The sequence below is a fragment of the Blastococcus sp. OS1-29 genome (assembly GCF_057628075.1).
Map to the genome: position 1 here is coordinate 109,175 of NZ_JBXXJK010000008.1, position 13,112 is coordinate 122,286.

The 13,112-nt window shown below is 73.6% G+C and carries 13 protein-coding genes; 5 read left to right on the plus strand and 8 right to left on the minus strand.

Translation table 11 applies throughout. The annotated features are described in order from the left end of the window. Window positions 1–20: 20 nt before the first annotated feature. The 6 genes from AC2H4J_RS19950 to kce all read right to left on the minus strand — a co-directional run bounded on the left by AC2H4J_RS19950 (window position 21) and on the right by kce (window position 6,564). Window positions 21–2,354 carry a xanthine dehydrogenase family protein molybdopterin-binding subunit gene (locus AC2H4J_RS19950; protein WP_487466649.1) on the minus strand — a complete coding sequence of 778 codons (2,334 nt, stop codon included), beginning with the start codon at window positions 2,352–2,354 and terminating at the stop codon, window positions 21–23. Next, window positions 2,351–2,848: a (2Fe-2S)-binding protein gene (locus AC2H4J_RS19955; RefSeq protein ID WP_487466650.1), complete on the minus strand. Its 498-nt coding sequence runs from the start codon at window positions 2,846–2,848 to the stop codon at window positions 2,351–2,353. The genes AC2H4J_RS19950 and AC2H4J_RS19955 overlap by 4 nt, the downstream gene beginning before the upstream one ends. Then, the gene (locus AC2H4J_RS19960; protein WP_487466651.1) at window positions 2,845–3,699 is read right to left on the minus strand and encodes an FAD binding domain-containing protein; all 855 of its coding nucleotides are present in this window, start codon (window positions 3,697–3,699) and stop codon (window positions 2,845–2,847) included. Before AC2H4J_RS19960 ends, AC2H4J_RS19955 begins: the two co-directional genes overlap by 4 nt. 28 nt (window positions 3,700–3,727) lie before the next feature. Further along, window positions 3,728–4,783, minus strand: coding sequence for a zinc-dependent alcohol dehydrogenase (locus tag AC2H4J_RS19965; RefSeq protein WP_487466652.1), 1,056 nt, complete (start codon window positions 4,781–4,783; stop codon window positions 3,728–3,730). Between the two features lie 162 nt (window positions 4,784–4,945). Further along, window positions 4,946–5,647, minus strand: a complete 702-nt coding sequence (locus AC2H4J_RS19970; protein WP_487466653.1) for a GntR family transcriptional regulator — start codon at window positions 5,645–5,647, stop codon at window positions 4,946–4,948. Beyond that, a complete protein-coding gene (kce, locus tag AC2H4J_RS19975; protein ID WP_487466654.1) occupies window positions 5,644–6,564 on the minus strand; it encodes a 3,5-dioxohexanoate:acetyl-CoA acetone transferase in 921 nt (306 codons plus the stop codon). Before kce ends, AC2H4J_RS19970 begins: the two co-directional genes overlap by 4 nt. Window positions 6,565–6,649: 85 nt before the next feature. Here kce and AC2H4J_RS19980 point away from each other — a divergent pair, with 85 nt between their 5' ends. The 5 genes from AC2H4J_RS19980 to AC2H4J_RS20000 all read left to right on the plus strand — a co-directional run bounded on the left by AC2H4J_RS19980 (window position 6,650) and on the right by AC2H4J_RS20000 (window position 11,537). Continuing rightward, a complete protein-coding gene (locus tag AC2H4J_RS19980; protein ID WP_487466655.1) occupies window positions 6,650–7,819 on the plus strand; it encodes a glycerate kinase in 1,170 nt (389 codons plus the stop codon). Then, window positions 7,816–8,709, plus strand: a complete 894-nt coding sequence (locus AC2H4J_RS19985; RefSeq protein ID WP_487466656.1) for a cyclase family protein — start codon at window positions 7,816–7,818, stop codon at window positions 8,707–8,709. The genes AC2H4J_RS19980 and AC2H4J_RS19985 overlap by 4 nt, the downstream gene beginning before the upstream one ends. Before the next feature lie 37 nt (window positions 8,710–8,746). Beyond that, window positions 8,747–10,027, plus strand: a complete 1,281-nt coding sequence (locus tag AC2H4J_RS19990) for a lipase family alpha/beta hydrolase (protein ID WP_487466657.1) — start codon at window positions 8,747–8,749, stop codon at window positions 10,025–10,027. A gap of 74 nt (window positions 10,028–10,101) precedes the next feature. Next, window positions 10,102–10,980, plus strand: a complete 879-nt coding sequence (locus tag AC2H4J_RS19995; protein WP_487466658.1) for a lysophospholipid acyltransferase family protein — start codon at window positions 10,102–10,104, stop codon at window positions 10,978–10,980. After that, window positions 10,977–11,537: a DUF4334 domain-containing protein gene (locus tag AC2H4J_RS20000; protein ID WP_487466659.1), complete on the plus strand. Its 561-nt coding sequence runs from the start codon at window positions 10,977–10,979 to the stop codon at window positions 11,535–11,537. Before AC2H4J_RS19995 ends, AC2H4J_RS20000 begins: the two co-directional genes overlap by 4 nt. Before the next feature lie 12 nt (window positions 11,538–11,549). Here the strand turns inward: AC2H4J_RS20000 and AC2H4J_RS20005 are convergent, their stop codons facing one another. Both AC2H4J_RS20005 and nagB read right to left on the minus strand, forming a co-directional pair. Next, window positions 11,550–12,314: a GntR family transcriptional regulator gene (locus AC2H4J_RS20005; RefSeq protein WP_487466660.1), complete on the minus strand. Its 765-nt coding sequence runs from the start codon at window positions 12,312–12,314 to the stop codon at window positions 11,550–11,552. A gap of 15 nt (window positions 12,315–12,329) precedes the next feature. Continuing rightward, the gene (gene nagB, locus AC2H4J_RS20010; protein ID WP_487466661.1) at window positions 12,330–13,112 is read right to left on the minus strand and encodes a glucosamine-6-phosphate deaminase; all 783 of its coding nucleotides are present in this window, start codon (window positions 13,110–13,112) and stop codon (window positions 12,330–12,332) included.

Below are 13,112 nucleotides of genomic sequence, written 5' to 3' on the forward strand. Positions count from 1 at the left end.
GGGGGAGGGGGTGGAGCGGGTTACTCGGAGCGGTCGGCGCCTGTGTCCTGCAGCGCCGTCCAGACCCGCTCCGGAGTGAGCGGGAGGTCGCGGATGACGACGCCGATGGCGTCGGCCACCGCGGCGCCCAGGGCGCCCGCGGTGCACAGCAGGGCGCCCTCGCTGATGCCCTTGGAGCCGTACGGCCCGGGACCGTCGTGGTTCTCCACGGCCGCGCTGAGCAGCTCCACGGGGACGTCCTTGAACGTGGGGATCCGGTAGTCGAGCGCGCCCAGGTTGCGGATGCGGCCGTGGTCGTCGAGGAGCAGCTGCTCCATCTGGCTGTGGCCCAGGCCCATGATCGCGGCGCCCTCGTCCTGCGATACGACCTGGAGCGGGTTCAGCTCGGTGCCGACGTCGCTGACGGTCACGTGCCGGGTCAGCAGCAGCTCACCGGTCTCGCGGTCGACCTCCACCTCGATCGCGGTGGCGTTGAACTCGTAGAACGCGGCGTCGCCCCCGAGCGGGTGCTTGCTCTTGCCGCGCAGCCGCCGCGTCCCCTGGCCGATGAACTCGCCGCGCAGGGAGCCGAGGGCGAGTCGGGCGGCCTCGGGCAGGGGCAGGTCGCCGTCGGGGGTGACGAGCATGCCGGGCCGCTCCGCGAGATGGTCGGCGTCGATCCCGGTCGACTCGGCGTAGAGCTCCAGCACCCGCTGGCGCACGTCCTGGCACGCCTCGAGGACGGCCGAGCCCATGAACACGGTCGACCGGCTCGCCGAGGTCTGCAGGTCGAACGGCACGGTCCCGGTGTCTCCGCTGACCACGGAGACGTGCTCCAGCGGCGCCCCGAGCTCGTCGGCGACGATCTGCTGCCACAGGGTGCGCGCGCCCTGGCCCATGTCGGACGTGCCCGCGTAGACGATCGCGCTGCCGTCGGCCAGCAGGCGCACCAGGCTCTGCGAGAGGCCCGAGGTCGCGCCGGGCTTGATGCCCACCGCGATGCCGCGGCCCCGGTTCGGCGGCAGCGGCGTCCCCCAGCCGATCAGCTCGGCGGCCTTGTCCAGGCTCTGTCGCCAGTCGCCGTCCGCTGCGGCCGCCGACTCGCCGCGGATGAACGCCTCGCCCTTGGCCACCAGGTTCCGCCGCCTGATCTCGAGGCCGTCGAGACCCAGGAGCCGCGCCCCGGCGTCGAGCTGCGACTCCGTCGCCCAGGAGACCTGCGGGGCGCCGAAGCCGCGGAACGCGGTGCTCGGGGTCGTGTTGGTCATGACCGCGCGGGCGTCGATGCGGACGCCGGGGATGCGGTACGGCCCGGCCGCGACGTAGCTGCCCTTGCCCATGACGCGCGGCGCCACGTCGGCGTAGGCGCCGATCTGGAAGTCCGCCTCCAGCCGGTGGAAGGTGAGCTCGCCGTCGTCGGTGAAGCCGGTGCGGGCATGGATCCGGCAGCCGGCGCGCCGCATGCTCTGGAAGGTCTCCTCCAGCGACAGCACGATCCGACAGGTCCGCCGGGTGTGCAGGGCGAGGAAGGCCAGCAGCGGCTCCAGCTTGGGGTTCTGCTTGCCGCCGAAGCCGCCGCCGGGGTCGGGCGCGAAGACGCGCACCTGGTTCAGCGGCAGGCCGAGGACCGACGAGATGGTGCGCTGCAGCAGGTAGGGGTGCTGCACCGGCGAGTAGACGTCGAGGCCGCCGGTCTCGGTCGGGACGGCGACGGTGCCGCCCGGCTCGATCGGGAAGTGCGTGACCATCGGGAACGTGTAGGTGTTCTCGACGACGACGGCCGTGCGCCCCTCCTCGGCCTCGATGTCGCCCCACGCGTAGTGCGCGTCCTCGAGCACGTTCGTCTCGGCGAGGGCGTGCCCGGGGCGGATCGACGGGTCCTGCACGAGGTGGGCGCCCGGGGCCAGGGCCGCGTCGAGGGTGTAGACCCCGGGCAGCTCCCGGTAGTCGACGACGACGGCGCGCGCGGCGGCCTGGGCCGCGTCGAGCGTCTCGGCGACGACGGCCGCGACCGGCTCGCCGTGGTAGTTGACCCGCCCGTCGGCGAGCACCGGACGGTCGGTGTGGGAGACGCCGAACCGCGGCATCGGCGACGGCAGGTCGGCGGCGGTGACGACGTCCACCACGCCGGGGATCGCCCGGGCGGCCGTCGCGTCGATGCCGAGCACGTCGGCGCAGCCGACCGGCACCGTCACGAGGGCGACCTGCAGCGCGCCGGGGAAGCGGAGGTCGGCCAGGAACCGCTGGGCACCCGACGCCCGTTCGCCGCCGCCGTACCGGAGCACCGGCCGGCCGACCTGGCCGCCCGGGTAGAGGTCGGACGGCTCGCCCATCTCGTCGCGCTGCTCGATGGCGCGTTCCGGGGCCGTGGTCATCGCGCCGCTCCTCTCCGGACGGCGGTCGCCTGCACCGCGCGGACGATGCGCTGGTAGCCGGCGCAGCGGCACAGGTTGCCCGACAGCCCCTCGCGGATCTCGGCCTCGTCGGGTGAGGGGTTCGTGCGCAGCAGGTACTCCGCGGCGACAACCTGGCCGGGGATGCAGAAGCCGCACTGCACGGCACCGGCGTTGAGGAACTCCTCCTGCAGGTCGGTGAGCCCGTCGGCCGACAGCCCCTCGACGGTCGTCACCTCGTGCCCCTGGGCCTCGACGCAGAGGACGAGACAGGAGTTCACCGCCTTGCCGTCGAGCAGCACGGTGCAGGCGCCGCACTCACCTTCGGCGCAGCAGCTCTTGGTGCCGGGCAGCCCGATCTCGTCGCGCAGCCCGTCGAGGAGGGTGCGGTGGGTGGGGACGGCGACCGTCCGCTCGCTGCCGTTGACGGTCAGGGTGACCGTCTGCAGCGCGTCGTCGCTCTGCTGGTGGGTCATGAGGCCATCTCCTCGGGGTTCCGTCGGGCCGCCGCGGAGAGCACCGCGCGCAAGGCGAGGACGCGGAGCGTGGCGAGTCGGTACTCGCGGCTGCCCCGGACGTCGGAGATGGGGGTGGCCGCCGACACCAGCCGGTCGAGCGCCTCCCCCAGGGCGGCGTCGTCGGCCAGGTCGACCGGACCCGGCGTCTCCACGCGCAGCGGCCGCGGCCCGACCGCACCCATGCCGAGCACGAGCCGGCCGTCGCCACCGACACCGGCCGCGACGCTGACCGTCGCGAGGTCGACCCCACGGCGCCGGGTGAGGCGGCGGAAGGCCGACCCCGACCCGGGGGCGGGCCGGGGCAGGTCGATCCGGATCACGAGCTCGCCGGGCCCGCAGAGCGTCCGGCGGGGACCGAGGAAGAAGTCGTCCAGCGACACGGTGCGGTCGCCGTCCAGCGACGCGATGGTCACCCGGGCCCCGTGCACGAGCAGCGGGGGAGCGGTGTCGGCGGCCGGCGACGCATTGCACGAGTTGGCGACCAGGCTCGCCCGGTTCCGGATGGCGACCGAGCCGACGGTGAGCGCCGCCTCGACCAGGGCCGGGTACCACTCCTGGACCGTGGGCTGCCGGACCAGCTCGCCCAGGGTGTACGTGGCGCCGACCTGCACGCCCTCGGCGCCGACGGCGATCGGGTCCGGCAGGTCCGTCACGCCCTTGAGGTCGACGAGGAGGTCCGGCTCGAGGGTGTGGTGCCGCAGGCCGACCAGCAGGTCGGTGCCCCCGACGAGGGGCCGCGCCCGCTCGCCCGCCTCGGCGAGCGCGGCGAGCGCGTCGGCCCGGGTCGTCGGCCGGTAGTACTTCGGCATCGTTGCCGTCCTTTCCGGTCGCGACCGGTCAGGGGTGGATGATGATCTTGATGGCGCCGCTGGAGCGGTCGTTGAACGTGGCGAGCGCCTTCTCGTACTCCGACAGCGGGAAGGTGTGGGTGATCAGCTCGTCCACGCGCATCCGGCCGTTGGCCACGAACGGCATGACCCGCCGCATCTCGCCGGCCGAGGCGCGCGAGCCGACGAGTTCCAGCTCGTCGAGCACGAGCGGCTGGACGCTCAGGGAGACGTCCTGCGTCGGGATGCCGACCATCGCGCAGCGGCCTCCGCGGCGCAGCATCGCCATGGCCCACGTAAGGGTGTCGGGCACCCCGGCGCACTCGAGGACGACGTCGGCGCCCAGGTCGCCGGTCAGCTCCCGCACCGCGGCCACCGGGTCGCCGGCGTTGCTGTCGACGGTCTCGAATCCCATCGCGGCCGCCTTCTCCAGGCGGTAGCCGCGGCCGACCACGACGACCCGGGCCGCGCCGCAGATGAACGCCGCGTCGGCGGCGAGCAGGCCGATCGAACCCGCGCCGGTGACGACGACGGTGTCGCCGGCCTTGATGTTGCCGCGACGGGCCACGTGCAGTGCGATGCTCGCCGGGTCGATGACGGCGCCGACGTCGAAGGACACCTCGTCGGGCAGCCGGAAGATGCACTTCACGTTGTGCACCGCATACGTGGCGTCCACGCCCTGGACGTTGTGCCCGTACTGGGCGTGCAGGCCGGGCTTGCCGTAGTTCTCGCACAGGTTGTACTGGCCCTCGACGCACTTCTGGCAGGCGCCGCAGGCGTTGTGGCTGGTGCCCGCGACGCGGTCGCCGATCTGCCAGCCGAACGCCTCGGCGCCGGGACCGAGCGCGACGATCTCGCCGGCCCACTCGTGGCCGGGGGTGAAGGGGAAGGCGGGGGGCCAGAAGCCGGGGTAGTCGCCGTGGATGAGGTGCGCGTCCGTGCCGCAGATGGCGGTCGCCCGGACGCGGGCGAGCACCTCGCCCGGGCCCGGCACGGGGACCGGCTTCTCCTGGATCTCCAGGACGTCGGGCTCGAGGACCACCAGAGCCTGCATCGTGTCGGTCATTCGCGGGTCTCCCGGTGGTTCTGGTTCGTATGCGGCGGCGGAGCGGGGCCGGACGGCGACCGGGCTCCCCGATCCCGCGGCGTGTTTCACCGATTATCGAAACTAGGGCTGGGCACCCGACCTCGTCAAGACTTCTCGATAATCGGTGATGCGGGTCGGAGGTCAGCTGACGTCGTCGCCCTGGCCCGTCGCGGGGTCGCCCAGGGCAGCCGGGAAGTGCGTCTGCAGGAGCCGGCTGACCGACAGCTGGTGCACGCGGGCGGCCTCGGCCGCCCGCTCCGCGTCGCGGGCCCGCAGCGCCTCGAGGATCGGGCGGTGCTCGAGGACGATTCCCCGGACGTCGACACCGGGCAGGGTCAGCGTGATGAAGGTGCGGGCGAAGGGGGCCAGCTGCTCGAACGCGCGCTCCAGGGCGTGGTTCTCCGACGCCTCGGCGATGAGGTGGTGGAACCGGACGTCGGCCTCGGTGACGCCGGAGAAGTCGCCGGCCTCCAGGCGGGTGAACATCTCCTCGACCAGCCCCTCCAGCGTGTCGAGCGTGGCGTCGGAGATGCGGTCGACCGCGAGACGGGCGGCGAGCGCGTCGATCTCGGCGCGGACCACGCTGACGTCGACCAGTTCCTTGGCACTGGGCAGCCGCACCCGGGCCCCGCGCCGGGGGTGGATCGTGACGATGCCGACGGCGGCGAGCTCGCGCAACCCTTCCCGGACGGGGGACTGGCTGAGCCCGAGCTCCTTGGCGAGCTTGAACTCGACGATCCGCTCACCCGGCCGGTAATGCCCCTGGATGATCCGGTCCAGCACCAGGCGTTTCACGGTCGCCGAGAGCAGCTCGCCGCCGAAGTCGGCGCCGGCCTGGCTCACTGCGCGCCACGCAGGTCCAGGCGCCGCCGCGCCTCCTCCGGAGTGGCGATCTCGCGGTGCAGCAGCCGCGCGATCGCGGTGATCCGCTCGACCTGGGCCGCGTTGGACTCGGCCAGCCGGCCGGGACCGTCCCACAGGGAGTCCTCCAGCCCCACCCGGGCATTGCCGCCCAGGGAGAGGGCGATGGTGCCCAGCCGCATCTGGGCGGAGCCGGCGCCCAGCACCGACCACTCGAAGTCGGCGCCGAAGAGCCGGTGCGCCGTCCGGTGCATGTGCGCGAGGTCCTCGAAGTCGGCACCGGTGCCGCCGAGCAGGCCGAACACGGTCTGGACGAACAGGGGCGGGCGGACCAGACCGCGGTCGAGCATGTTGGCGAGGTTGTACAGGTGCGAGGTGTCGTAGCACTCGAACTCGAACCGGGTGCCCTGGTCGCCGCAGAGCTTCAGGATGCGCTCGATGTCGGCGTAGGTGTTCTTGAAGACGACGTCCTTGTCGGCCAGCCGCTCGCGCTCCCACTCGTGCTGGAAGCTGGGGTAGCGGTCGAGCATCGGGAACAGGCCGAAATTCATCGAGCCCATGTTCAGCGAGGCGAGCTCCGGGGCCAGCTGGACGGCGGGGGCGATGCGCTCGTCGACGGTCATGTGCGGGCTGCCGCCCGTGGTCAGGTTGACGACGACGTCGGAACGATCCTGGACGATCGCGAGGACCTCCTTGAACAGGCCCGCGTCCTGCACCGGGTGCCCGTCCTTCGGGTCGCGCACGTGCAGGTGCACGATCGCGGCACCGGCCGCGGCGGCGCCGATGGCGGCCTCGGCGATCTGCTCCGGCGTGATCGGCAGGGCGGCCGACATCGTCGGCGTGTGGATCGCGCCGGTCGGAGCGCAGGTGATGATCGCGGACGACGCTTGCTTGGCCATGGGGCCCTCCCCCTACGATGAGCATTCTCGATTATCGAGCGTAGCCTTCGGCGGCGACGCTTGGGAACATCCAGGGGAGGGGATCGTGACGGCCGACCCGCTCGCCCCCGTCGTCGTGGTGGCACCCGACAAGTTCAAGGGCTCGCTCACCGCTCCCGAGGCCGCCGCGGCGCTCGCCCGTGGCCTGCGCCGGCGGCTGCCCGGCGCCCGGGTCGTCGAGCACCCGATCGCCGACGGCGGCGAGGGCTCCCTGGAGATGGTGCTCGCGCACGGGTTCCGGCCGGTCCGCTGCGAGGTGCACGGACCCACCGGCGACCCCGTCCAGGCGACGTACGCGCTGGACGGCGAGGACGCGCTGGTCGAGATGGCCGCGGCCGCAGGACTCGGGCGGTTGCCCGGCGGGGTGCCGGACGACCGCACCGCAGGGACGGCGTCCACCTACGGCGTCGGCGAGCTGATCCGGCACGCGCTCGATGGCGGCGCCCGCCGGATCGTGCTCGCGGTCGGTGGCAGCGCCACGACCGACGGCGGCGCGGGCATGGCGGCGGCGCTCGGGGCCCGGTTCACGACGTCGTCCGGACCGGAGGCGCCCCATGGCGGCGCCGGACTGCTCGCCGTGGACCGGCTCGACCTCGACGGCCTGGACGCCCGGCTCGCGGACGCGTCCGTCGTCGTCGCCTGCGACGTCGACAACCCGCTGACCGGGCCCGCCGGCGCGGCGGCCGTGTACGGCCCGCAGAAAGGCGCGACCCCGCCGACCGTCGCGCTGCTCGACCGGGCGCTGGAGCACTGGGCCGACGTCGTCGCCGCCACCACCGGCCGCGACCTGCGCGACCTGCCCGGAGCCGGCGCCGCCGGCGGCCTCGGGTTCGGCGCGGCGGCGCTGCTCGGCGCCGAGGTGCGGTCGGGCGTCGACATGCTGCTCGAGCTCAGCGGCTTCACCCGGGCGGTCGCCGGCGCCGACCTGGTGATCGTCGGCGAGGGATCGTTCGACGAGCAGAGCCTGCGCGGCAAGGGCCCGGTGGGCGTCGCCGCGGCGGCGGGGCGCGCCGGCGTACGCGTGGTCGCCGTCGCGGGTCGCAGCACCGTCACGCCCGCGGACGCGCGCGCCGTCGGCATCGACGCCGTCCACACCCTGAGCGAGCTCGAACCGGACGCCGAGCTGAGCATGCGCCACGCCGCGGACCTGCTGGAGACCACCGCCGAACGGATCGCCGCCGACTGGCTGAGCGACCGAGCCGAGAGGAACGCATGACGCACATCGACCCGGAGCGCGGCCCCGCCGCCCGCCAGTCACCGGAGGACCTGCTCGCCGCGCTGGCGCTGCCCACCCGCGGCACCACGTACTCGCTGGCGCTGCCGCGTTACACGGGCATGCCGCTGTTCGGCGCGCACCCGCCCTTCGACGTGAGCATGTACCGCACCCCCGGCGGGCTGCGCGGCGACGGCATCCGCCCGTGGGGCCCGATCAACGAGGTCAACCTGGGCTACATGGCCGAGATCGTCAGCGGCACCTCGCACAGCGGCGCGCACGTCGACGCGCTCGCCCACATGACCATCGGCGAGGACGACCACTGGTACGGCGGCGGCAACGCCCGCGAGCACCTCGGCGACCGCGGACCCAAGCACGGCGACGGAGCCAAGCTCCCGCCGTTCATCACCCGGGGCGTGCTGCTCGACGTGCCGGCCTACCGCGGGATCGAGGCGCTGCCGGCGCACGAGCCGGTGGACGCCGGGGAGTTGCAGGCGGTCGCCGCGCACCAGGGCGTGACCGTGCGCCCCGGGGACGTCGTCCTCATCCGGTCCGGCTACCTGAGCCAGTGGCCGGACCCGGAGGGGCTCGCCCGGCACGTCACCGCCGGCCCCGACATCACCGCGGCGCGCTGGCTGCTCGAGCAGGGCGTGGTGGCGGTGGGCAGCGACACCGAGACCTTCGAGGTGCAACCCGCCCCGGACCCGGGGACGCCGGCCAACCCGCAGCCGGTGCACACGCTGCTGCTCATCGAGAACGCCATCTACCTCTTCGAGTCCGTCTACCTCGAGGAGATCTCCCGCGAGCGGGTGTACGAGTTCCTGTTCGTCGCGCTGCCGCTGAAGATCGCGGGTGCGACCGGTTCCATGCTCGACCCGGTCGCGATCGTCTGAGCGGCGGCCTGCCGCTCGGACGTGGGAGGCTGCCGACGTGCGGGCGGACGAGGCCGACGGACTGGGCCGGCTGGCGCGGATCACCCTGCGCGGCAGCACCGACCGGATCCACGAGGTGCACCAGGGCATCGCCGACCGCGCGTTCCGAGCCCTCGGCTCGGCCGGGCGGCCGGTGCAGGTCGTGCACGACGCGATCACCGGCCTGACCTACTCGACCGTCCGCTTCGCCCTGGGCGCCGGCGCGCGGGTGGCCGGGGGAGCGGCGTCGCTGCGCGCGGGCGGCGGCGATCTCGATGCCGGCCGCGCGGGCCGCGTGGCGCTGGCGGTGCTCAACGGCGCGCACGGCGACCTCCTCCAGCGCGAGGCCCCCGCGCTCGCGCTCGGCATGACGGTGCGCGTGGCCGGCCGGGCCGTGCCGCCGGACGCCGACGCGCTGGGGAGGGCGTTCCCGGAGGCGACCGGGCGGCTCGCGGTCTTCCTGCACGGCCTCACCGAGACAGAGGACTCCTGGGGCTATGGCGCGCAGCGGCACCACGGCGACCGGTCGGTGACCTACGGCAGCCGGCTGCGCCAGGATCTGGGGCTCACGCCGGTCTACGTCCGCTACAACACCGGTCTGCACATCTCGGAGAACGGCCGCGCGCTCGACGAGCTGCTGGGCGACCTGGTGGAGCGGTGGCCGGTGCCGGTGGAGGACGTCGTCCTGATCGGGCACTCCATGGGCGGGCTGGTCGCCCGCAGCGCGCTGCACTCCGCCGGCGGCGCGACGGCGGACGCCCGCCGCTGGACGTCGCTCGTGCGGGACACGGTCACCCTCGGCTCCCCGCACCTGGGGGCGCCGCTCGAGCGCGGCGTGCACCGGCTCACCGCCCGGCTGGCCCGGCTGCCCGAGACCCGACCGCTGGCCACGCTGCTCACCCTGCGCAGCGTCGGCATCAAGGATCTCCGCCGCGGCACCCTGGTCGAGGCCGACTGGACCGGCCGCGACCTCGACGCGCTCGCTCCCGGCGGGCACACCCACGTCCCGCTGCACGACGGCGCCCGGCACTTCGTCGTCCTGGCGACGCTGAGCCGCAACCCCGAGGGCCGGCTGGCCGACCTGCTCGGTGACCTGCTCGTCCCGCCCCGCAGCGCCAGCGGGGACACCGGGGACGACGACCGGCTGGCCTTCCCGCCCGATCATGTGCACCGGATCGGGGGCCTGCACCACTTCGACCTGCTCGACCATCCCGTGGTCTACGCGCGGATCAGGGACTGGTTGCAGGACCGGCCCGAGGGGCCGCGCCCGGCCGCGCCCGACATGCCGCCGGAGGGCTGAGCAGGCATTCTGGCGCGGACACCGTGACCGCAGGCGGACTCGGCCGTTGATCCTTGCGAGCCGAAGGAGGCACCGTGGGCAGTGACGCCGACGAGGACCTGAACATCGTCCAGCGCATCATCAACTGGCGGGTGGGCGCCGCCATGGAGCCGCACCCGCCGAACGAGACGGTGCTGAAGCTCCAGCAGCCGTTCGTCGACCTGCTGGAGAAGTACTACTTCCGGGTCGAGGTCGACGGCTGGGAGCGCGTGCCGGACGAGACGTGCCTGGTGATCGGCGTGCACTCCGGCGGGGCGCTCACGATGGATGCGTGGTCGCTGGTCAACGCCTGGCAGAAGCACTTCGACGGCGAGCGCTTCCTGCACGGCACCGCGCACGACGTCCTCATGGCCTCGCTCGGACTCGGTGACTACTTCCGCGCCGTCGGGGTGATCGCGGCCAACCGGAAGAGCGTCGGGGAGGCGCTCGCACGGGGCGAGGACGTCGTCGTGTGGCCCGGCGGCGAGGTGGACTCGATGCGCAGCTGGTGGAAGCGGGACGTCGCGACGCTCGGCGGCCGCACGGGCTTCGTGAAGCAGGCGATCCGGTCCGGCGTCCCGATCCTGCCGGTCGCCACCGTCGGCGGGCACGACACGGTCTTCGTGCTGAACGAGGGCAAGTGGCTGGCGAACGCGCTGGACAAGGTCCTCGGCCTGAAGAAGACGCTGCGCGGGTCGAACCTGCCGATCATCGCCGGCTTCCCGTTCCCCATCGCGGTGGAGATCCTGCCGGCGCACGTGCCGCTGCCGGCGAAGATCCGCACCGAGCTGCTGGACCCGATCGAGGTCGACCACGATCCCGAGCGGGTGGACGACGCGGCCTACGTGCAGAAGATCTACGACCAGGTCGAGGCCGCGATCCAGGGCGGGATGGACCGGCTCGCCGCCAAGCGGAAGCTGCCGGTGCTGGCGTGACGTCGATCGGAGCCGCGCGGGCGGAGAACTGGCTGACCGAGCACGCCGACGGGGTCGATCCGGCCGAGGCGCTGGCCTGGTTCGACTCGCTGCCGGTGGTGACGCCCGACGAGATGCTGGGCCGCTGGCGGGGGAGCGGGCTGCTCACCGGCTCCCCGCTCGACGGGCTGCTGGAGGCCTACGGCTGGTACGGCAAGGAGTTCCTGGACGACGAGACGGTGCACCCGCTGCTGTTCGCCGACCGCTCCGGCAGGCCACGCGCGGTCGACCCGACGCTGCTGCCGGTGAACCTGCTGCGCGACTACGCCGGGTTCCTGCAACTCTGGCCGCTGCGCACCGCGCTCACCACGTTCCGGCCGCTGCTGTACACGAGCCGGCCGAAGGCGCGGTTGCGGGAGGTCGCCCACCGGGGCGTGGTCACCGCGGCGATGGTCTACGACTCGCTGCCGATCATCGACGTCTTCCGGCGGGTCGGTGACGACGTCCGGCTGGGTGCGATGGACATGCGCGGGCTGCCCGCGCCGTTCCTGTTCGTGTTGCGCCGCGACGACGGCTGAGCGGGGGCTCGCTCAGCCGACGACGCCGCGGACCGGCTCCGTCTCCAGCCCCGCGTTGTCCAGGTCCATGGACAACTCGTACCGGTCGGCCCGGTACCAGGACCGGGCGTGCTCGACGGCCTCGCCGCGGCTGTAGGAGACGCGGTCGAACCGGAGGACGGGCCCGGAACCGGGGATGCCCAGCAGCCGGCCCATCTCCTCGCCGGCGAGGGCGGCGCTCACCGTCTGCTCGGCATGGTCGATCGGGCGCCCGTAGTGCCGGGCGAGGGTGTCGTAGAGCGACGCCTGGAGGTCGCGCTGGTCGAGGCCGGGCAGCAGCTCGGCGTTGTACCAGGCGTCGTCGACCGACATCGGCACGCGATCGGCCAGCCGGAGCCGCCGGACGTGGTAGGCCGTGCTCCCCGGCGCGAGCCGCAGCCGGGCGAGGGTCTGCGGGGGTGGGACGACCGGTGCGGCCACCAGGACCACCGTCGAGGGCTCCAGCCCCATCCGCCGCATGTCCTCGTGGAACGACGCGATGTGCAGGCGGGACCGGGCCGGGCGGTGGGCGACGAAGGTGCCCTTGCCCTGCGTGCGGACGAGCAGGCCCTCGCTGACCAGCTGCCCGAGGGCCTCGCGCACGGTGATCCGGCTGACGCCGTAGTCGGCGCAGAGCTGGCGCTCGCTGGGCAGCATGTCGCCCGGCTCGAGCTGCGTCGTGGCCAGCTCGGCGAGGATGTTGCGCAGCTGCTGGTGCTTGGGTACCACGCCGTCGACGAGATGCAGCGGACCGGTCATCGGATCACCTCTCTCTCAGAACGGCTGGGACGGCAGTTTGTGCGCCAGCGTGTAGCGGTAGTAGTCGGCCCGCTCGAGCCCGGCCGCCGCCGCCTCGTCCACGACCACCGTGGCGTGCGGGTGCAGCTGCAGCACCGAGGCCGGGCAGCTGGCCGTCAGCGGCCCCTCGACCCCGGCCGCCACCGCGGCGGCCTTGCCCGGGCCGGTCGCGGTCAGCACCAGGTGCTCGGCACGGGCGATCGTGCCCAGTCCCTGCGTGATCACGTGGCGCGGCACATCCTCCGGGCGGTCGAAGAAGCGGGCGTTGTCCCGGCGGGTCTGCTCGGTCAGCGTCTTCACGCGGGTGAGCGAGGAGAGCGACGAACCCGGCTCGTTGAAGCCGATGTGGCCGTTGGCGCCGATGCCGAGCAGTTGCACGGCCACCGGTCCGCCGTCCCGCAGCCGCTGCTCGTACTCGCGGGCGGACGCGAGCGGATCGGGGTGCGCCCCGTCCGGGCCGTGCACGTCGACGTCGGCGATGTCGAGGTGCGAGGTGAGCTCGCGGCGGATCACCGACCGGTAGCTCTCCGGATGGTCGGCGGGCAGGCCGACGTACTCGTCGAGGTTGTACGTGCGCACCCCCGCGAACGACAGCCCCTCCTCGCGGTGGCGACGGATCAGCTCCCGGTAGGCGAACAGCGGGGACGAGCCGGTGGCGAGTCCGAGGACGGGCCGGGATCCCCCGGTCACCGCGGCGGCGAGGATGTCGGCCACCACCCGGCCGCAGTCCTCGGGCGTGGGGAGGATGACGACCTCCAT

Coding starts and splice junctions, on each gene's coding strand:
- AC2H4J_RS19950 (WP_487466649.1), bottom strand. CDS start 2,354: ATGACCACGGCCCCGGAACGCGCCATCGAGCAGCGCGACGAGATGGGC.
- AC2H4J_RS19955 (WP_487466650.1), bottom strand. CDS start 2,848: ATGACCCACCAGCAGAGCGACGACGCGCTGCAGACGGTCACCCTGACC.
- AC2H4J_RS19960 (WP_487466651.1), bottom strand. CDS start 3,699: ATGCCGAAGTACTACCGGCCGACGACCCGGGCCGACGCGCTCGCCGCG.
- AC2H4J_RS19965 (WP_487466652.1), bottom strand. CDS start 4,783: ATGACCGACACGATGCAGGCTCTGGTGGTCCTCGAGCCCGACGTCCTG.
- kce (WP_487466654.1), bottom strand. CDS start 6,564: ATGGCCAAGCAAGCGTCGTCCGCGATCATCACCTGCGCTCCGACCGGC.
- AC2H4J_RS19985 (WP_487466656.1), top strand. CDS start 7,816: ATGACGCACATCGACCCGGAGCGCGGCCCCGCCGCCCGCCAGTCACCG.
- AC2H4J_RS20005 (WP_487466660.1), bottom strand. CDS start 12,314: ATGACCGGTCCGCTGCATCTCGTCGACGGCGTGGTACCCAAGCACCAG.
- nagB (WP_487466661.1), bottom strand. CDS start 13,112: ATGGAGGTCGTCATCCTCCCCACGCCCGAGGACTGCGGCCGGGTGGTG.